Annotated in this window: 18 protein-coding genes; 9 read left to right on the top strand and 9 right to left on the bottom strand. The window is 57.7% G+C overall.

Features of this window, described 5'->3' with window-relative positions:
• Nucleotides 1-8: 8 nt before the first annotated feature.
• Genes HZB23_05130 through HZB23_05120 form a run of 3 tightly spaced genes read right to left on the bottom strand, consistent with a single transcriptional unit; the run spans nt 9 to nt 2,368 of the window.
• Nucleotides 9-401 (bottom strand): TfoX/Sxy family protein, encoded by a 393-nt coding sequence (locus HZB23_05130; GenBank protein MBI5844039.1) that lies wholly within the window; start codon nt 399-401, stop codon nt 9-11.
• A 45-nt stretch (nt 402-446) separates the two neighbouring features.
• Nucleotides 447-971: a universal stress protein gene (locus tag HZB23_05125; protein MBI5844038.1), complete on the bottom strand. Its 525-nt coding sequence runs from the start codon at nt 969-971 to the stop codon at nt 447-449.
• 41 nt (nt 972-1,012) lie between these two features.
• Nucleotides 1,013-2,368 carry an EAL domain-containing protein gene (locus HZB23_05120; GenBank protein MBI5844037.1) on the bottom strand — a complete coding sequence of 452 codons (1,356 nt, stop codon included), beginning with the start codon at nt 2,366-2,368 and terminating at the stop codon, nt 1,013-1,015.
• Nucleotides 2,369-2,820: 452 nt separating this feature from the next.
• Between HZB23_05120 and HZB23_05115 the strand changes: the two genes are divergently transcribed.
• Together HZB23_05115 and HZB23_05110 are read left to right on the top strand one after the other, a co-directional pair.
• Nucleotides 2,821-3,648 (top strand): SDR family oxidoreductase, encoded by an 828-nt coding sequence (locus HZB23_05115; protein MBI5844036.1) that lies wholly within the window; start codon nt 2,821-2,823, stop codon nt 3,646-3,648.
• Between the two features lie 99 nt (nt 3,649-3,747).
• Nucleotides 3,748-5,061: a hypothetical protein gene (locus HZB23_05110; protein ID MBI5844035.1), complete on the top strand. Its 1,314-nt coding sequence runs from the start codon at nt 3,748-3,750 to the stop codon at nt 5,059-5,061.
• 34 nt (nt 5,062-5,095) lie between these two features.
• Here the strand turns inward: HZB23_05110 and HZB23_05105 are convergent, their stop codons facing one another.
• The 3 genes from HZB23_05105 to xth form a co-directional block, all read right to left on the bottom strand.
• On the bottom strand, nt 5,096-6,313 hold the full coding sequence (locus HZB23_05105) for an ABC transporter permease (protein MBI5844034.1): 1,218 nt from the start codon (nt 6,311-6,313) through the stop codon (nt 5,096-5,098).
• A gap of 163 nt (nt 6,314-6,476) precedes the next feature.
• Nucleotides 6,477-7,250, bottom strand: coding sequence for an outer membrane lipoprotein-sorting protein (locus HZB23_05100; protein MBI5844033.1), 774 nt, complete (start codon nt 7,248-7,250; stop codon nt 6,477-6,479).
• A 20-nt stretch (nt 7,251-7,270) separates the two neighbouring features.
• A complete protein-coding gene (xth, locus tag HZB23_05095) occupies nt 7,271-8,032 on the bottom strand; it encodes an exodeoxyribonuclease III (GenBank protein ID MBI5844032.1) in 762 nt (253 codons plus the stop codon).
• Nucleotides 8,033-8,303: 271 nt separating this feature from the next.
• Between xth and HZB23_05090 the strand changes: the two genes are divergently transcribed.
• The 7 genes from HZB23_05090 (at nt 8,304) to recN (ending at nt 15,701) form a co-directional block, all read left to right on the top strand.
• Entirely contained in the window at nt 8,304-8,786 is a 483-nt protein-coding gene (locus HZB23_05090; GenBank protein MBI5844031.1) for a translation initiation factor IF-3, read from the top strand.
• Between the two features lie 269 nt (nt 8,787-9,055).
• Nucleotides 9,056-9,253: a 50S ribosomal protein L35 gene (rpmI, locus tag HZB23_05085; protein MBI5844030.1), complete on the top strand. Its 198-nt coding sequence runs from the start codon at nt 9,056-9,058 to the stop codon at nt 9,251-9,253.
• Nucleotides 9,254-9,410: 157 nt separating this feature from the next.
• Entirely contained in the window at nt 9,411-9,761 is a 351-nt protein-coding gene (gene rplT, locus HZB23_05080) for a 50S ribosomal protein L20 (protein ID MBI5844029.1), read from the top strand.
• 271 nt (nt 9,762-10,032) lie between these two features.
• Nucleotides 10,033-11,043: a phenylalanine--tRNA ligase subunit alpha gene (pheS, locus tag HZB23_05075; GenBank protein MBI5844028.1), complete on the top strand. Its 1,011-nt coding sequence runs from the start codon at nt 10,033-10,035 to the stop codon at nt 11,041-11,043.
• Between the two features lie 64 nt (nt 11,044-11,107).
• Complete coding sequence (locus HZB23_05070; protein MBI5844027.1) at nt 11,108-13,513, top strand: phenylalanine--tRNA ligase subunit beta; 2,406 nt, start codon at nt 11,108-11,110, stop codon at nt 13,511-13,513.
• 60 nt (nt 13,514-13,573) lie between these two features.
• A complete protein-coding gene (locus HZB23_05065) occupies nt 13,574-14,017 on the top strand; it encodes a MerR family transcriptional regulator (protein ID MBI5844026.1) in 444 nt (147 codons plus the stop codon).
• Nucleotide 14,018: 1 nt separating this feature from the next.
• Nucleotides 14,019-15,701: a DNA repair protein RecN gene (gene recN, locus HZB23_05060; GenBank protein MBI5844025.1), complete on the top strand. Its 1,683-nt coding sequence runs from the start codon at nt 14,019-14,021 to the stop codon at nt 15,699-15,701.
• 50 nt (nt 15,702-15,751) lie between these two features.
• On the opposite strand, the gene ccsB is transcribed toward recN, so the two are convergent.
• From ccsB to hisD, 3 genes are all read right to left on the bottom strand, one after another.
• Entirely contained in the window at nt 15,752-16,582 is an 831-nt protein-coding gene (ccsB, locus tag HZB23_05055) for a c-type cytochrome biogenesis protein CcsB (protein ID MBI5844024.1), read from the bottom strand.
• The gene (locus HZB23_05050) at nt 16,582-17,994 is read right to left on the bottom strand and encodes a cytochrome c biogenesis protein ResB (protein MBI5844023.1); all 1,413 of its coding nucleotides are present in this window, start codon (nt 17,992-17,994) and stop codon (nt 16,582-16,584) included. Before HZB23_05050 ends, ccsB begins: the two co-directional genes overlap by 1 nt.
• 145 nt (nt 17,995-18,139) lie before the next feature.
• Complete coding sequence (gene hisD, locus HZB23_05045) at nt 18,140-19,441, bottom strand: histidinol dehydrogenase (protein MBI5844022.1); 1,302 nt, start codon at nt 19,439-19,441, stop codon at nt 18,140-18,142.
• Nucleotides 19,442-19,717: the final 276 nt, after the last annotated feature.

Genomic DNA, 19,717 nt, shown 5'->3' with positions numbered 1-19,717 from the left:
CCGGTTTTTCATCTGGCAGTTTTCGGCCTGACCGTTTTTTTGGCCCGTGGTGGCTTGGGGGCCTTGGGCGGCAGGGACATCACGTGGGCGTGGGCGCGGCTGATCCAAAGGTCCAGAAGGGCCGGGTCGCCGTAGATGGTTTCGGGAAGCGCCGCGTAATCCTTCATCAGGCGTCCCTCCATGGGTTCGAAGGGAAGGGCCTTGTCGCATTCAAGAAAAAGACGGGCAAGATCGACGTCCGAAAGCCTCAGGATCACGGTGTCTTGGTGAGCGCCCGCGAACATGTAGCCGTTGGTGAAAAAAACCGGGCACCCGAACATGGTTTTTTTTAGGGCGCTGTAAGGCCGCACCGCCTCTTCCAGAAGCTCGGCCAGTTCCTGGGAAACCTTTTTCCAGGCCATGTCATCCTCCGGGCAACGGATCCGGCGCTCCCCAAAACGTTTCTTTTATTCTTTTTCCTTTACTGGCACCAGAAGAACGGGGATGCCGGATTTTTTGAGCACGTGATTCACCGCCGAGGTGAGCCGGCCAAGCTCGAAAAAACCGCGCTCATAGTGGCCCATTACGATCAGGTCGCAATTGTTCTTCCCGGCTGCGTCAACTATCACGTCCCCCACGTTGCCTTCGGCAATCACGATCTCGGCTATTCCGAACCTGCATTCCTTGCGGGCCGCTTTCTCGTCGTCGCACATTGCGTGAAGGGCGTCGTGGATCATCCGTCCGTCGCGGGATTTGCCGATAAGGGCGTCCTTGGCCGCCTCCCGGTTCTTCTCCTTGATGGCCGCCACGGTGTCTTCGGTGACGATGTTCCGAAGCCGCGACTCCACGACGCTGCTTGTTCCTTCCAGCACGTGAAGCAGCACGATCTGTGCGCCAAGGCCGTCGGCAAGGGAGACGGTGTATTCAAAAACCCGGCGGGCTTCCGTGGAAAGATTGGTGGCGAACAGGATGGTCCTTACACCGGCGAACATACGTTTCTCCTTGGTTGCGTTTTAGGTGATCATAAATCGAATCAGCAGGCCATAGCCGCCCCTGGTTTGGAGGTTCTGGACCTTACGAAATCGGTGCGGATGGCAGGAACCAGGTCGGGCGACGGCCTGGCGAACAGGAAGCCCTGCCCGAATGGCACGTTGAGGCTTTTCAGCATCTCGTATTCGCCCACGGTTTCGATTCCCTCCACGATGATCTGGCTGCCTATGCTCTGGCTCAGGCTCACCATGGCCTTCACTATCTGCTGCTTCATGTAGCTTTTGTCAACACCGCGCACGAAGGAAATGTCCACCTTCAAGAATCCCGGATTGAGTTCCATGACCCTTTCAAGATCGGAATAGCCCGTGCCCATGTCGTCCCCGGCGTGGACTATGCCCACGTCGGTATAGTGCTGCATGGCGTCGCGGAAAAGCTCGTAGTTGTCTATGGCGAGCTTTTCGCTGATCTCGAACACCACGTTTTCGGGCTTGATTTCAAGGTCCGCCAGGAGTTCCTGAAGATAAAGGCCCCGAAACTCAGGGTCGTGGATGGTCATGGAAAGCGTGTTGATGAAGATTTTGAGGGGCGTTTTGAGGCACTTCACGCACTCAAGGGCCTTTCTGCGGCATACCCGGTCCAGCTCGAAGGAAAGGCCGCATTCCGAGGCCAGGAGGAAAAGCAGGGTGGGGCTGGTGAACTCGGTGTTTTCAGGCCCTCTCGAAAGGGCCTCGTAGCCGATCACTTCAAGGCTGGAAAGGTCCACAATGGGCTGGAACACTGTGCGCACGTCGCGCTCGATTATGAGGCGCTGGAGCCCGTACCTGCTCATGTAGCTGCGCTTGGAGGCCATGAACTCGCCCATCTTCTTGGAATTGCGCACAAGCTGGCGGATGAGCCTCATGTTGGAAACCATGGGGTTTTTGATTTCCAGGGCGTAGCCTATGTTGGGCCTCACGTATTCCTTGAGGTATGGATAAAGAAGGTGGAAAATTTCGCTCTCCAGCCCGACCCTTATGCGTTCCGAAATGGATTCCAGGTGAAGCACCAACTGGGTCTTGTTCTCGCGCGGGGGGGACAGGAAAATCACGAAGGTGTCGGTGTCGTAAAGGTCCACCACGAAAATGTCACGGCCCCGGAACTCTTTTTCCTTGATGTTTGAAAGAATTTGGGCGATTCGCAAAAGAAGATGGTTGTAGGAGTTGGAGCCGTAAAGATATTCTATCCTGGACAACTGCTCTATCTGAACCGTGATGCAGGCCATGTACTGGAGGTCGTCCAGGATTTTCTCAACCGCCTCGTATTCCTTGATGACGGTGGGGAGCTTTAGTACCTTGTCGTAGTAAAAGCCCTCGTGGATGGAAACGGAGACATGATCTTTGCCCGGTTTGTCATAAGTCATGGCAGTCACCATTAAAATGGATGAGGTCGAAAAAAAGCCCTGAAAGACTGCATAAAGACGGATCGCACGGTCCCGGACAAAGGCTCACGATCATGCCGGTGTCCGCCAAGCCGGGGCTTTTTGCAGCAACAGCCTGTAGGCGCTTTTTTTTGATGCAAGGAGAGGAAGGGTCCCCCCGGAACCTTCTTCGATGAGTTGGCACAGAGCCTGGCAAGTTTTTCAAAACCAATGGATGATGATGTTGCAAGAACCATCAACCACAACATACGGTGCTTCAATCGGGCCAACAAGGAACTTTTTTCAGGTTCGCCGCTGAAACTCAGCATACCATACCCCAATGAAAAAAAATGTGCAATACTTCACACGCACATTATGCCCGTTTTCAAAGAAGCGGACATCCGTGAAGGAACCAGGGTACGCAGCCTATCGATCTTAAAAAGGACCATGCAGGAATGAAGAGACCCTTCACCAAAAAGATTGTCATGGTCACCGGCGCGGGAGCAGGCATAGGGCGGGCCCTTTGCCTCGATCTCGCCTCGCGCGGAGCCTTTGTGGTGGCCACGGGACGAAGCCCGGAAAACGTTGAGGAAACCGCCCTTCTCATACGCAGGTCAGGGGGAAGCTCAATGTCGAGCGTTCTCGACGTGAGCGATGAAAAGGCCGTGGATCAGGCGATAACGGACGTGGCGCGCCGCTTCGGACGGCTCGATTACATGGTGAACAACGCCGGGATAAGCATTGCCGGAGAGAGCCTCGACCTTACCGCCTCACAGTTTAAGGAGGTTTTTTCCGTCAATTTTTTCGGCGTGCTGTACGGCACCCTTTCCGCCTACAGGCTCATGGCGGCCCAGGGCCACGGCCACATCGTGAACGTCTCCTCCCTTGCCGGACTTCTGCCCTTTCCGGTCAAGGCGCCCTACGCTGCATCTAAACACGCGGTGGTGGGGCTTTCCACCACCATAAGGGCCGAGGGGGCCAGGCTGGGCGTAAAGGTTAGCGTGGCCTGCCCCGGCCTCGTGGACACCGAAATCTGGCAGAAAACCCCCATCATGAAGGCCGAAATCGACGACATCCTCTCCATGATCCCTGTTCCCATGCTGGGAGTTGAAAAGGCTGCGCGCATCATTTTGGACGGCGTTGCGGCCAACCGGAGCATAATCACCTTTCCGTTCAACGCCCGCTTCCTGTGGTGGCTCTACAGGGTCCATCCGGGCCTCCTGGACCTCATGGGATGGAAAATGATGAAGGATTTCAGAAAACTGAAAAAGGACGCCCCATAAAGGGGCCTGCGCCGGGCCGGAAAAAACCCGCGATTCCGGCGGTTATCCGGCATTTGAAGGCGTTTTGAGAATTCATCAAAAGGAGCATGGTACCGAAAAATGACATCCCCAGACCGGAAAAGGGCCGTCCTGGAAGACCTTATACTTTACTGGATGCGCGGTTCGCACGATTCGGACATACGCTGCGTGATTGACTTCGATGGCCGCCTGGACTTCGAGCGCCTCTTAAAGGCCGCCCGGCTGTGCCTTGCCGCCGAGCCGGTTCTGGGCTCGCGATTCGTTCCCAGGAGTTTCGGAGCGGAGTGGGAGAGGATTGGTGCACCCGCCGACGGGGAAATAGCCGCTCTTTTTGAAACCTCAGAATACGACGCCGATTTCGGGCGCTTCATGGTGGACTGCCCGGCCACCGACCTTTTTTCCGGCCCGCAGGTAAGGCTCGCGGTTCTGCGCTCGGTCACGGATACCCTGGTGGTGCGCATAAACCACGTGGCCGGAGACGGCGGGGGCCTGAAGGACTACGTGGCGCTTCTGTCCTCCACCTACCGGAAACTTAAAGACAACCCGCGCTACGTCCCGGATGTGAACCGTGCGAGCCGCAGCCTTTCACAGATTTTTTCGAAGTTCGGGCAAGGCGACGCTTTAAAAATAGTAAGGCGGGGGTTTCGGGACGCGGCTGAATTCATGCGGCCCGCCAGGTTTCTGGCCAATCACATCGAAACCGGCGGTCAGAGCCTTCCGACCCTCATAGTCAGGAGAATCGCTGCGGAGCGCTTCAAAAGGGTGAGGGACTACGGCAAGACCCACGGGGCCACTGTGAATGACGTGATGGTGGCCGCGCATCTGCGGGCCTTTTTCAAAACGCTCAATCCCGGAGGCTGGCCAAGGCTCGTGATCACTGCGGATTTGAGGCGATATCTCCCACACGAGCAGGCCCAGGCCATCTGCAATCTTTCCGGGTTTTTCTACCTCGACCTGGGCCGCGAAATCGGCGCGTCCTTTGACGGCACCCTTTTTGCCGCGCGTGACCGCATAAACGATTTGAAGGCGGATTATCTCGCCCTGGGGAATTTTCCCATCACGACCCTGGCCTTCAAGGCCCTTCCCCTTAGCGCGTCATTGGGATTTCACGACTTTTTGGGGGGCCTCCAGAAAAAGCAGGCCAAGACCACTGGGAGGGTCGCGCCCCTTTTCACCAACACCGGGGCTTTCGGGGATTTCCGGGCGGACTTCGCCGACGCCGCCGCAACCAACGCCTACATAACCACCACGGTGGCCTATCCCCCTGTGGTGTCGGTCTGCCTTTCGGGATTCAAGGGAGGCCTCACCCTCACTTCCGGCTTCTGCGAGGGCTTCATAGGCCGCCCCCTGGTGGAAAACTTCCTGGACACCCTCCTGGCCGAGCTTCCAGCGTGAAATTTATCGGAACAGGGCGGATGTAAAACTTTTGTCACACCGCGTTTATGGCCTTTACCGGGTCCAGGCGGGCGGCGAGCCAGGCCGGGTAGAGGGAGGCCAGGACCGATATGAGGGACATGGAGACCACCGGGAAGAGGGTGGTCTTGAGGGTGATCTTGGCCCGCCAGTGGGTGTCCACGGCGATGCCCGAAAGGGAGTAGCCGTCGGAAAAGGCAGATGTGTCGATGCCCTTAACGGTAAGATACCAAGACAGTGTCAGGCCGATGACCATGCCCACCGAGGCCGCGATGGAGGCCAGAACCAGGGCCTCGGCGGCAACGTCGCCCACTATGCGGAGCCGGGTTGCCCCAAGGGCCTTTAGGATGCCGAATTCGCGGGTGCGCTCGAAGGTGGCCATGAGCATGGTGTTCATCACCCCAAGGCCGCCCGCCAGGATGAACACCAGCCCGAAGATCACCATTGCGGCGTCGAAAATGGCGGTTATGTCCGAAAGGGCCGGAACCAGAACCCGCCAGGAGGCGGTCTCCATGCCCGGAGCGGCCGTGATGGCCAGTTGCACAGTTTCCTCCAGGGTCTTGCCGCCGCGCGAGTTGACGGCTATCTCGTGCGCGCCTTCGGGCAAAACGAAGAGTTCTGCGAAATCTGAGCGGTGAATTATGGCCGCGTCCCGGTCTATGGAATCCCCTGCGGATTTCAGAATTCCCGTCACGGTGTAGAGGTCGTTGCCCATTGATCCGTCGGCGGCCTGCACCACCACCACTATTTCGCTTCCCACCCTTGCTTTCAGGCTCTTGGCCAGCTTTTTCCCCAGCACCACCCCACGCATCGGCGTTTGATCGAGGTATTTCCCGGTTTCCAGAAACCTGCAAAGATCGAAGGCGGAAATTTCATCCTTTGGGTTCACGCCCCAGAACATGGCCCCTGAGCTTTTGGAGCCGCAGGCGGCAAGGCCGTAGCCGTAGGTGCGGGCCGCCGCGTGGACCCCCCTGGCCTTTATCCTGTCCATGATGGTTTCGGGCCTGTCTATGAGCTGGTGCAGCTCGCGCCTGAACCTGTAGTCCGGCGCGTGAACCTGTACCTCGCCCATGACGAGGTTGGTGGCGTTCTGCACCGCGTGGACTATCATCCCCTGCATGAGGCTGTAGCTGGCGATGAGGATGGCCGTGGTGAACATGACCGCCGCAAGTGTTATCATGGTTCGGCGGCTGTTGCGCCAGAGGTTGCGCCAGGCGTGACGGAAGACGGGCATATGGTTCCTTAGACAGACAGTTTCAAGGGGCAACGAACAAAGCCTGGAAAAAAACGATGAAATGCTAAGGTTGGCGAGCCCAAAAGGAGGGAGCGTACTCTTTTGTACGTGACCGACTTTTTGGTGATGCCTGACACAGCAGTTCGCGTTTTTAGACAGGCGCTTATTTCTCCAAGGTTCGCAGGGAGAACAGATCATCCGCAAGTTTCACGTCGTAACGGATGTCGTCGTAGCGCACCACGGTCATTTCCTTGGGCTTGTCCTGGGGGGTTATTGTGAGAACCTTGGGGATCATCCGGTCGCCGGTCTTGCCCAGTTCGGAAAAGGCCATGGTGCGGGCGAGCTTGCCGTCCTCGTCGTAATAAAGGCTTCGCAGGGGAATGTAGTCGCTGATCCTGGCGTAAACCACAACCTTGCCCCAGACCACAGCCGCGTCCGGCTTGGGGATGCAGGTGATCTCGGCTACGGGGGCTCCGCCCTCGGTGCTGCGGCCCGTGATTTTAAAGGTGAAGTCGTCCGTAAAGCGGCTTTCCTTCACCAGATCGTCGTTGGTGAAATGCGAGCCCATCCAGGATGCGCTCATCATGGAGGACGGCAGTTTTATGGTGCGCTTGACCTTGGGGAGGTAGTTGTACATGTCGTTTCCCACACGCAAGGTTGCGGTGCCCTTTTCCTTGGCGGGGGCCGTTATGCGCATCAGGGAGTTTTCCTTGCCCTTGGCCCAGAACTCGATGGAAAGGCTTCTTTTCCACTGGGCCGTCACTATTGTCATGGTCATCCTGCCCTGGGAGGATTTTCCCCGGTAAAGGTCGTCCACGTAATCCAGTATTTCCTGGGCGGAAAGCTCTTTGGCGGGGGCCTTTGGAATGACTATGAAAATCGTGAGCGCCATGGCCAGCGAAAAAAAGGCCAATACAGCAAGATGACGTGTGCGCATGTTCTCTCCCGTGCGGTTTTTCACTCTATTTCGACGCTTACCGGGCAATGGTCCGAACCCATGACGTCGCTTAAAATGGAAGCGGACTTTACCCTCGACCTGCTTTTTCCATCCACGCAGAAATAGTCGATTCTCCATCCTATGTTCTTTTCGCGGGCCTTGAACCGGTAGCTCCACCAGGTGTATTGGCCCGGCCTGTCGTCGAACAAGCGGAAGGTGTCCACCCATCCGCTGCTTATGAATCTGTCCATCCAGGCCCTCTCCCTGGGCGAATAGCCGGGGTTGCCCTCGTTCTGCCTGGGGTTGGCGAGATCAATGGGCTTGTGGGCCACGTTGAAATCACCCGTTACGACCACGGTCTTTTTTGCCGCAAGCTCCGAAACATGGGCGAGAAGCCTTTCGTTGAAGGCGATCTTGTAATCGATCCGGGTTAGCTTGTCCTGCGCATTGGGAAAGTAGCAGTTCACGAAAAAAAAATCGTCATATTCAAGGGTCAGCACTCGGCCCTCGTTGTCGAAATCGGGCTCTTGAAGGCCGGTTGTGACGCTTATGGGATTTTCTTTGACGTAAACAGCCACCCCGGAGTAACCCCGGCGCACGGCGCTTGCGAAAAAGGAAGTATAGCCGGTTATGTTTTTCAGCTCGTCCGTTAGCTGGTCAGGCTGGGCCTTGGTTTCCTGGAGCGCGTAGATGTCGGCCCCCGATCCGGCGATCATGGCGGCCAGTCCCTTTTTCTCCACGGCCCTTATGCCGTTCACGTTCCATGAGATGAACTTTTTCAAAAAAAATTCCTTCGGGCTGAGGATGGTAGTTTGTTGTTTCAATTTATACGGAAAAGCTGTAAAAGAGCAACATCAAAGCCCGGTTGGTACGCAAGTCGGAAAGATCGCGCCTGATGCCGCGAGTGAGTCAATTTTATGCTTGCAATTAGAGGCAAGTGCGAATACAGCTTAGGTTTATGGTACGGTACGAATCCGCAGCCCAATACTGCGGCCCTGGCCAATAACGACACAAGGAGGTGGGCACATAGAGAAGCGGGTCAACATCAACAAGATGATCAAGGCGAGGGAAGTCCGCCTTATCGACGCCGAGGGAGGGCAATTGGGAGTTCTGCCCATCCATCAGGCCCAGGCCATTGCGGACGCAGCAGGGCTCGATCTGGTGGAGGTGTCGCCCACGGCCAAGCCTCCGGTCTGCAAGATCATGGACTACGGGAAGTACAAGTACCAGCAGACCAAGAAGCTCCAGGAGGCCAAGAAGAAGGCGGCCACTTTCACCGTCAAGGAGATCAAGGTCCGGCCCAAGACCGGCGACCACGACCTGGAAACCAAGATCACGCACATCAAGCGGTTCCTCACCGAGGACCGCGACAAGGTCAAGGTTACCGTCATGTTCCGGGGCCGCGAGATCGCCTTCTCCGAAAGGGGAATGCAGATGCTCCTGAAGGTCCAGAAGGCCATCGAGGAAATGGCCGTCATCGAGCAGGCCCCGCGATTCGAGGGCCGCACCCTGGTGATGATCCTGGCTCCCAAGTGATCCGCGTAAAGCCACCTTTGCCGTAGGCAGGGGGTAGGACTAAACGAGTGGCGTGAAAAAACGAAACGGCTCTTGCCGGTTTTTTCGTCGCCCGCAAGGCTATGTCTTGCGGGTTTCAGTGTCTGTATGCCATTGAAGGCATGAGATTATCGGTTAAAAAGCCTTTTTACATATGCCCCAAGCCGGAAGAGGGATATTCACAAGGTCCGTTTTCCGGCTAAATCAAAACCATGCATGGGCGGGTATCAATTGCGCCTGGGAGAAAAGAAATGCCGAAATTAAAGTCCAACCGGTCCGCAGCCAAGCGTTTCAAGAAGACCGGCACGGGAAAAGTCCTCTATTCCAAGGCCTTCGGAGGACACATCCTGGTCACCAAGACCCGTAAGAGGAAGCGCAGCCTTCGTAAGCTGAACGTGATCGACAAAACCAACATGAAGGCAATACGCCGCCTTCTGCCCTATATGTAACAGGCCGTCGAAAAACGCGAACTGCTTTGTCGCGCGTCAAAGCCAATTCCGCCACGTACATTTAGTACGCTTGCTCATTGGTTTTTGGTTCCGTGTTCATCGTTTTTCGTCAGCCTTCACTTGCAGCCTTTTCGTAAAGTTGCCAAAGGAGTGTTCAATGCGCATCAAACGTGGTTTCAAGGCGCTTCATCGCCGCAAGAAGGTACTCAAGCTGGCCAAGGGCTTCCATCTTGGCCGTGGACGCCTCATCCGCACGGCTTCCGACGCCGTTGACAAGGCCCTTTCCTACGCGTACCGCGACCGCCGCCTGAAGAAGCGCGATTTCCGTACGCTGTGGATAGCCCGCATCAACGCGGCGGTCCGCATGAACGGCCTTTCCTACAGCCGCTTCATCAATGGGCTCAAAAACGCCGACGTGGAACTGGACCGCAAGGTTCTGGCCGAGCTCGCCATAAGCGATCCCGCAGGATTCGCCAAAATCGCGGCCCTGGCCACTCCCTCGGCCTGACAAATTCGGGTCCTGGCCGGAATCCGGTTCCGGCATGTCGAAAAACCCTTTGGCCCCCTTCATCTGAACATGGCGCTCCGGCGCCGGCAAATGAAGGGGGCCGGGATTTTTTTACCGGTTCAAATTTGACGATCCCGTAAAAGGTCCCGCAAGGTCTTCAAATCGCCTTGATGCCTGTTATGGAACATTCCGGGCAGCTCCGCCGGGGTTCGCCGGGTTTTTTCAAGACCGTCAAATTTAAGCCTTAAAAGCCTTCCTTTCGGACACGCACGTGAAATCCAGAATAGAAGAAATCGAAAAAGCCGCCCGCGCGGCGCTTGCGGAGGCTTCGGGCGTAAAGGCCCTAAAGGAGCTTTCGGTGGAGTACCTTGGCCGGAAGGGCAAGGTTACCGCCCTTCTGCGCGGCTTGGGATCGCTTCCGCCCGAAGAGCGGCGCGACGCCGGACAGATGGTGAACGCCCTTTCGGATTCACTCACGAAGGAATTCGACGAGGCTGAAAAGCGCCTTCTTACGCTTGAGCAGGAAAACCCCGAAGACGCCCTCGACGTTACCCTGCCCGGCGCGGCCTTTCCGGTCGGGCGTATGCACCCATTGACCCAGGTCCTGGATGAAATCTGCGACGCCTTTATCCGCATGGGTTTCGGCGTGGCCAAGGGGCCGGAGGTGGAGCTTGACTGGTACAATTTCGAGGCTCTCAATTTCCCGCCCGACCACCCGGCACGGGACATGCAGGACACCTTCTTCATCTCCGAAAAGGTGGTCCTTCGCACCCATACCTCGCCCCTGCAGGTGCGCACCATGGAAAAGACCGCCCCGCCCGTGCGGGTAATCGCGCCGGGCAAGGTCTACAGGTGCGACTCCGACAACACCCACACCCCCATGTTCCACCAGGTGGAGGGGCTCGTGGTGGACAAGGGCATAGGGTTCTCCGATCTCAAGGGCTGCCTTTCGGCCTTCATCAAGCAGATGTTCGGCCCAAAGGTTCCCCTTCGCTTCCGGCCCAGCTTTTTCCCCTTCACCGAGCCTTCGGCTGAGGTGGACATGGGCTGCGTCATGTGCGGCGGCAAGGGATGCAGGGTGTGCAAGGACACCGGCTGGCTGGAGATTCTGGGAAGCGGCATGGTCCACCCGGCTGTCTTCGAGAACGTGGGCTACGACACAAGCGTTTACACGGGATTTGCCTTCGGAATGGGCGTCGAGCGCATGGCCATGCTGAAATACGGCATTGACGACCTGCGCCGGTTTTTCGAAAACGACGTGAGGTTTCTGGCCCAATTCTGATGCCTGGTTTTATTGCACGGCTCTTTTGTGTGGAATCAAATTCATAATTCGATCAGGGTTTTAAATGAAAGCAAGTCTAAGCTGGCTCTCACAATACGTCGATCTCACACTTTCCGCTTCGGAACTGGCCCACGGCCTCACCATGGCGGGGTTGGAAGTGGAAAAGGTGGAGGACCGCTTTGCTTCTCTTTCCACGGTGCTTGCCGCCCGCGTTATTGAGGCCGCCCCTCATCCCACGGCCCCCGGAATTTCCGTGTGCAAGGTGTCCGTCGGCGAGACAGAAGTTACTGTCGTCTGCGGCGCTTCCAACGTTAGGGCCGGCATGATCTCCGCCCTTGCCCTTCCCGGAACCGTTCTTGCCGACGGAACAGAGGTGGAGGCCGGAAACGTTCACGGAATTGCGTCCCAGGCCATGCTCTGCTCCGCCGCCGAACTCGGCGTTGGGGCTGACGCGTCCGGCGTCATGGAGCTTCCGGCGGACACGGCCGTCGGAACGCCCCTCAACAAAGTGCTTGGCCTTTCCGACTGGGTTTTCGAGATCAACGTCACCCCCAACCGGCCCGACTGCCTGTCCATGATAGGAATCGCCCGTGAGGCCGCCGTCCTGTGCAAGACCGCTCTCAAGAGGCCGAAAGCCGAGCTGATGCCGGAATCCATAAAGGTTTCCGAGCGAACCTCGGTCACGATTCTTTCGCCGGAACTCTGCCCAAGGTACGTGGCCCGTCTCCTCTACAACGTCAAAATCGGCCCCTCGCCCTTCTGGCTTGCAGACCGCCTTCGCTCGGTGGGCCTTCGTCCCATCAACAATATCGTTGACGTCACCAACTTCGTGATGATGGAAACCGGCCAGCCCCTTCACGCCTTCGACTTCTACACCCTTGCCGAACACCGCATAGTGGTTCGCACCGGGTCTGACGGGGAGGACTTCACCACCCTGGACGGAAAAACGGTGAAGCTTACGGGCGAAAACCTCATGATCTGCGACGGCGAAAAGCCGGTGGCCCTCGCGGGCGTGATGGGCGGGCTTTATTCGGAAATTTCGGCTGACACCAAAAACGTGCTCATCGAGTCCGCCCACTTCAACCCCATGAGCATAAGAAAGACCGCCAAGCGCCTTGGCTACCACACCGACGCCTCGCACCGCTTCGAGCGCGGCACCGACCCGGACGTGGCTCCCTTCGCCTGCGCAAGGGCGGCTGTCTTGATGCTGGACGTGGCGGGCGGAATAGGGACCGAAGGAGCCGTTGACGCTTATCCTCTCCCCTACGAGCCCCGCAGGGTCAGCCTTTCCGCTGCAACAGCAGGGCGGAACATCGGCATTTCCATAAGCCGGGATGAAATCAAGGCCCTCCTTGATTCCATAGACATACCCTGCGAGGACGGCGACGGCGACACGGTCGTGGCGACTGCACCCGGTTTCCGGCCCGACATCACCAGAAGCGAAGACATAGTGGAGGAAGTGGCGAGGCTTTTCGGCTACGACAATATTCCCACAACCGCCCCCATGTTCGCCATGGAAGCGCCGGTGCCCGACCCCTTCTCGGCCATGTGCTCCGATTTGAGGTGGATATCCGGGGGCATGGGCTTTTTCGAAGCGGTCAACTTCAGCTTCATGGCGCAAAACGCCCCGGAAAACCTGAACATCCCGGAAAACGACCCGCGCCGCCGGATTCTTCCCGTGGCCAACCCCCTGGCCGAGGATCAGGCGGTCATGCGCACCAGCCTGGTTCCGGGTATTTTGAACACAGTGGCCTTGAATCTTTCCCGCCAGAACAGGGACCTTCGGCTTTTCGAGACAGGCAAGGTCTTCTGGACAGTAAGCGGCGAGCCTCTTCCAGAAGAGCCTGAAATGCTCGTGATGGCCTTAACCGGGGTTATGGCCCGCTCGTGGAAGGCAAAGGAAGCGCCATGCGATTTCTACGACATAAAGGGCGCGGCCCAGGGGCTTCTGGCGTCCCTGCGGATAAACGACGCGGTGTTCACGAAAGTCCCCGCCTCCGAAACCTTCTATTACCGCCCCGGGCGCACGGCCAGAATAACGGCCAGGGGCGCGGTTCTGGGAACAGTGGGGGAGGCGAGGGCGGACGTCCTGGCCCGCTTCGGCGTGAAGCAATCGGTGTTTCTGGCCGAGTTCGATCTAAAGGCGCTTTTTGAGGCTCTCCCCGGAGTTGCGGCCAGTTCCGCGCTTCCGAAATTTCCCTCGACCAGCCGCGACGTAACCCTTATAATGTCGCGTGAGATCGAATCCGTAACCGTCTGCCAAAAGGCCCGCGAGCTTTCCTCCCAGTGGGTGGAATCCGTTGAAGTGGTTGCGGTTTACGAGAAAAAACCGAATCCCGAAGGAAAAAAGAGCCTGTCCCTCAGGCTGGTCTACAGGGCCAGCGACAGGACCCTCACCGACGCCTTCGTCAACGCGGAGCAGGAAAGGATCACCAGCGCACTTTTGGATGCTTTCAACGCCGCCATGTAAGGGCACTACAAAAAGAGCTTCGTAACAGGCTGTTAAGCGATTGTTTGGAGGGGGCGGCTAATGGTAATCGAAGGCCGGGGGAGCCCCGCACTGGAAAAGCGTTTCTACAAGATCAGCGAAATGGCGGCCTTGGCCGGTGTGGCCCCGTCAGTCCTGCGGTTCTGGGAGGGGGAGTTCCCCCAGATACGCCCCAAGCGCACCCTTTCTGGCCAGCGGGTCTACCGGGCCGAGGATGCGGCCCTCATCATGAGGATCAAAGAGCTTCTCTACGATAGGCGCTTCACCATTCCCGGCGCACGCAATATTTTGAAGGATGAGGCGAAAAAGGCTCCGAGCCTGTCCCCGTCCGTTGCGGCCCAATCAAAGACCGTGGCTTCCGTTTCACCACCCGCCGTCATAAAGGCTCCCGAAGCAGCCGCGCAGCTATCGGAGGCTGGCTTGTCCTCCATTGATCGCGCGGAGATTGTGGCCACCCTCACAGACATCCGCCGGATGCTTGTTTGATATGCTCGCAGAACTTTCCATAAAAAACTTCGCCATAATCGATGACGTTTCCATCAGCTTTTCCGACGGCTTTTCGGTGATCACCGGAGAGACCGGCGCTGGAAAGAGCATCCTGGTGAACGCGCTTTCCCTTTTGCTGGGCGCAAGGGCCACCGGACGCATGGTGAGGTCCGGGGCGGAGTTCGCCGAGCTTTCGGCCCAGTTTTTCGTGGATGAAAAAAGCGAACTTTATGGAAGGCTTTCCGAGGAAGAACACGATATTTCCGAGGGCCTCGTGGTGCGCCGGATAATCGCCGCCAACGACCGGCACAGGGCCTCCATAAATGGCAGGCCGGTAACATCCGCCATGCTTTCGGCGGTCACCTCGTCGCTCGCGGGAATCTCAGGCCAGCACGCCCACCAGGGGCTTTTGAAGGCGGAACAGCATCTTGGCTACCTGGACCGGGCCGCAGGACTTACGGACGCCCGCGAGAAAACCGCCGCCCTTTACCGGCAGTGCCTGGAAGCCTTGCGCGCCCTTGACGGGCTTTTCGGCCTTCAGAAAAAGGATGCCACCGAACGCGAGCTTTTCGCCTTTCAAAAGGACGAGATCGAAAGGGCCGCCTTTTCGTCCGGCGAGGACGAGGAACTGGCCATCGAGCGCAACAGGCTGGTTAACGCAAGGTTTCTGCTGGAAGCCGTTTCTGCCGCAGAATCCCTTCTTTACGACGCCGACCAAAGCGCAGCAGAGAGGCTCTCCGAAGCCAGAAAACAGCTTGAGGCGGCTTCGGCCAGGGATCCGGAACTGACTGATATTGCGGGCTCGGTCTCCGAGGCGCTTTTTAAAGTGGAGGATGCGGCCCGCGACCTTGCCCGGTATCGCGACGGCCTAAGGCTCGACGACGAAAGGCTGGCCCTTGTGGAGGAGCGCCTCTATCAGCTTTCGAGGCTCAAGAAAAAGTACGGAAAGACCCTGGCCGATGTGTCCGCCTACGCCGAAGAAATTTCGGAAAAACTGAAAAGCCTGGAGAATCTCTCGGAGGAAATCGAAAAGGCCGAAAAGCGCATAGACGGCCTGAAAGCGGAGCTTGACCGGGCCGCCGACGCCTTGAGCCTTGGGCGGAAGAAGGCGTCGGAGAATTTTTCAAAGAGGGTGGCTGCGGAGTTGAAAAGCCTCGGAATGCCCAAGGCGAGATTTGAGGCGGCCCTGACTCCCGTTCCAGCCAGCCCGGAAGGGGGAGTCCTTTCGGGCATCGAAGCCACAGGGCGCGAGCGGGCGGCCTTTCTCATAGCACCCAATCCGGGCGAGTCGGTGGCTCCTTTAAAGGACATCGCATCCGGCGGCGAACTCTCCCGCGTGGTGCTGTCGCTAAAGGCCATACTCGCCCGCGCCGACGCCGTGGAAACCGTGGTTTTCGACGAGGTGGACGCCGGAATCGGCGGGGCCGTGGCGGACTCGGTGGGCGAGAAACTCCGGGAGCTTTCAAATACCCACCAAGTGATCGTCATCACCCATCTTGCCCAGATCGCACGGCTTGCCAGCCATCATTTCTATATCGAAAAGGGCGAGGAAAAGGGCCGCACCAAAAGCCGCATCCGCCTTCTTTCAAAGGAGGAAAGGGTTTTGGAAATCGCCCGGATGCTGGCGGGCGGCAACGTTACGGAAACAGCCCTAAAACACGCAAGGGAGCTTTTGGCGGGGTAGGTCCAGCGCCGTTTTGCTCCGACACTTAATTTCGCGTTTTCAGGCAGGCGTCACGTATAGCTGTGCAGGCCCGACAGGAAAAGATTGACCCCGAACCAGGTGAACAAAACCGCCGCGAAGCCCCCTATGGAAAACCAGGCCAGCCTCTTTCCCTCCCAGCCCCTAACGTGCCTCGAATGGATCAGGGCCGCGTAAATGAGCCAGGTGATGAGGCTCCAGGTCTCCTTGTTGTCCCAACTCCAGTAGCGCCCCCAGGCGGTGTTGGCCCAGACCGCGCCGGTTATGATGCCCAGGGTGAGAAACAGGAAGCCGAAAAGCACGTTCTGGTACATCAACTCATCTATTACGCCCATTTCCGGCAGAGCCTTCATGAGGGGATGTGGCGAGTCGGGCTTCCTTGTTTTCACGAGATAGATTATCCCCAGTCCGAAGGCCAGGGCAAAGGCCGCGTATCCCAGAAAGCAGGTGAAAACGTGGGCCGTGAGCCAGTTGCTTTTAAGGGCCGGAACCAATGGCCGTATGCCTGAATCTTTTATGAGCGAGGCATAGGCCATGGCCAGAAAGCAAAGCGGGGCCACGAAGGCGCCCAGCACCTTCAGGCCGTACTGGCGCTCCATAACAAGGTAGACCGCCATGCTCATCATGGAGAAGAATATGAGGCTCTCATACATGTTGGACAGGGGCACGTGCCCCACGCCCATCTGGTAGGACTCCACCCAGCGCATGACGAAACCGGCAAGGTTGCCCAAAAGGCCCGCCGCGCCGAGTGCCGTGGCCGCCCGCCCGAAGGCGTCCCGGCGGAATATCCAGGCCCCCCAGTAGGCTGTCATGGAGGCCGCGTAAAGAAAGGTGACTATCGAAAGCACCAGGGAACTTGTCATTAAGATTCTCCCGAACCCGTTTCCACGCGGCGCGCCACAATGCGCAGGCGGGATTGAAGTCCGTACGGGTTTTTGGTGGAGGTTCCGGTTATTGTGAGTTTCATGCCGCCCCTGGGCCGGGACGAAATCCTGCCGTATAGCTGGCGGTGGGAAAGGAAAAAAGCCGCCACAAGGCCCGCTATGATGAACAGGAACCCGGCGTAAACCAGGGGCACGCCCGGATCGCGGGTGACCTGGAGCCCTGTGAAATACCCTGATTCATACTTTCCCGCAGATATGATGACGGTGTCCTTGCGCATCTTGTCGAAACCGGGATAATTGGCCGGAATCAGCACCTCTTCCGGCTTCTTGCCCGGCCTGTGAAGCTCCGCCACGAAAATCGGCCCCAGGTCCATCCCCATCTGGCTGAAATTGGACTCAAAGTACGTGACCTCGAACTCCCCCTGGCCCATGGGAAGGGCCATGCGCTTGTGCATGGGAGCGCTGACGGTCACCGAAACGTCGGAGGCGGCGTCGGTGAACACCATGTCCACCTTCTCCGGCGGGGCCTTGCCGTAATTGGACTGGTAAAAGGTGAGGCCCCTGTAGGTAAGCGGCGAGTTCACTATAATATCGGCTGTGTGAACCGGCTTGCCGTTTTCCAGAACGGTCACGTTCGACTTGTACTCGCTGGGCGTCTCATCGTGGCCGTGTTCGTCCTTGTAATAGGTGATCGAAAATTTGTCGCAGCGAAGGGAAAAGGGAAGCTCCACCGAATCTCCCTTTCTTTCGCGCTCCACGACGTTGTTTGATCCGCCTTCGGGCACGTTCATGTGGCCGGTCCAGCCCCAGATGGAACCCGCCATGCCGCCCGCCAGAACCAGGAGGAAACCGACATGGACAACCATATATCCCAGTCGGGTCCATCTGCCGGATTCCGCGTAAAAGGTGAATCCGCCTGAATCGCTTTTAACCTCTACCCTTCGGAAGGTGCGGCCCACGGCCTTTGTCACCAGGGATTCCGCCCTTGCCGGGTCCATTTCGGGAAGATCGACTTCAAATTTTGAGGCTTGGGCAAGCTTTTCGAACCTTCCGGGGATGAAGCCCGCGCCTTTGGCCGTAACCAGCTTCCATAACGGCGGAAAACGCTTTAACGTGCACACCGACAGATTAAGGCCAAGCGCCGCCAATACGGCCAGGAACCACCAGGAATGAAATACGTCTAAAAGGCCCAGGGCCGAAAGGAAGTTCACTCTCCCCCCGCCCCATTGCTCGATCATCTCGTGGCTTGGCGGGCCCTGGGGAATCAGGGTGCCCACCGTGGCCAGCACGGCCACAAGCAGAAGAAGGATTGTGGAGAGTTTTACCGAAGCCAGAAAATCGATTACGGAAAAAGATTTTTCAGGCTTTGGCGAATCGGGTTGATTTGCCATTAAAGGTCCTTTCCAAAGGGCCTGTCGGAAAGTTAAGACAACGCGGGCAAACCCCTTCAAGCACAGGGGCTTAGGTCCAGACGATAATGATTAGCAAAAAATATCGCCGCCTTCAAGCTGCATATGATGGCAGAGAAAAAATAGTCTATTTGCCGAGCCTCACCCTCACCGATTCGGCGTGGGCGCCAAGACCCTCGGTCTCGGCCATGAGCATGATGTCGGAAGCCTCTTCCATGAAGGCTTCGCGGGAGTAGGAAAGAAGGCTGGTTCTTTTGACGAAGTTCTCCACCCCCAGGGCGGAGGAGAAACGCGCGGTTCCGGCTGTGGGCAGGACGTGGTTGGGGCCTGCGGTGTAGTCGCCCACAGGCTCCGGGGTGAAGTGCCCAAGGAACATGGCCCCGGCGTGACGTATTTTCGGAAAAAGGGCGAAGGGGTCGGCCACCAGGAGTTCAAGGTGCTCCGGGGCCACCCTGTTGGCCAAGTCTGCTGCTGTTTCCAGGTCCTTCACCACAAAGGCCATTCCGCTCCGGCTTATGGAGGCCCTGGCGATTTCCTTTCTCGAAAGAAGCTCCATGCGAAGGAAAAGGGCCTTTTTGGCGGCAAGGGCAAGGCTCCTTTTGGTGGTGACGAGAATGCAGGCGGCCAAAGGATCATGCTCCGCCTGGCTTAAAAGGTCAGCCGCCACGCATTCGGGATCGGCGGATTCATCGGCTATCACCAGGACTTCGCTTGGCCCGGCAATCATATCTATGCCCACGATTCCGGCCACCAGCTTTTTTGCGATGGTGACGAAGATGTTGCCCGGCCCCACTATCACGTCCACCTTGTCAATGGTTGGGGTGCCGAAGGCCAGGGCCGCAACCGCCCAGGCCGAGCCCACCTTGTAAACCTCGTCCACGCCCGCTTCCAGGGCCGCCGCCAGAAGGTAGGGGTGAACCGTGCCGTCGCTTCGGGCGGGGGTCGTCATCACGATTCTTTTCACCCCGGCGATTTTGGCCGGAATGGCCCCCATCAGAACCGAGGAAACCAGAGGGGTGTTGCCTCCCTTGCCTCCCGGAACGTATACGCCAGCTGCGTCCACCGGGTGGACCATCTGCCCCAGGACCGTTCCGGGCCGCCCGGTGGTGACGAACGAACGCGGGGCCTGGAGCCTGTGAAAGGCCCTGATGTTTTCGGAGCTCCTTTTCATGGCCTTGGCGAAATCAGGGGTCAGGGCCTTTTCGGCCTCCCGGAATTCTTGGTCGGTGACCCTGATTCCTTCAACCGCAAGACCGGGGGAGTCGAACCTGTTGGCGTAGGCGATCAAGGCCCGGTCACCGTTTTTACGCACGTCGGTCAAAATGACGGTTACGGCCCGTACGTCCCTGGCGGAAAAGGAGACTCCGCGCCCGGCTATGGAATCGAGCTTTTTTAAAGCGCTCTGGGAGGGATAATTGAATATCTGCATATTGTTCCGTCCTTGGCTTTGAGGATAAATATCAGCTTATACGGTATAGCGCCACGGACGCCCTTGGTCAAGAAATGACGAGCGGGACCTTTCCATGAGGCCGGAATCATCTGGGCAGATCGTATCTTTCGGAAATTCCGCAAGGCATATTGCGAAAACATGATGAAAATTGATGAGGTGCACAATGCTTTAAAAATGAATGGAAATTCATTACATTTTGATCAATTCAACTGTAAAACGACTTGTCCGGCCCCATGACATAATGACGCACTGCGT

This window comes from Deltaproteobacteria bacterium, assembly GCA_016235345.1.
Classification (GTDB): domain Bacteria; phylum Desulfobacterota; class Desulfobacteria; order Desulfobacterales; family Desulfatibacillaceae; genus JACRLG01.
This window is presented reverse-complemented; position numbering and strand designations above follow the sequence as displayed.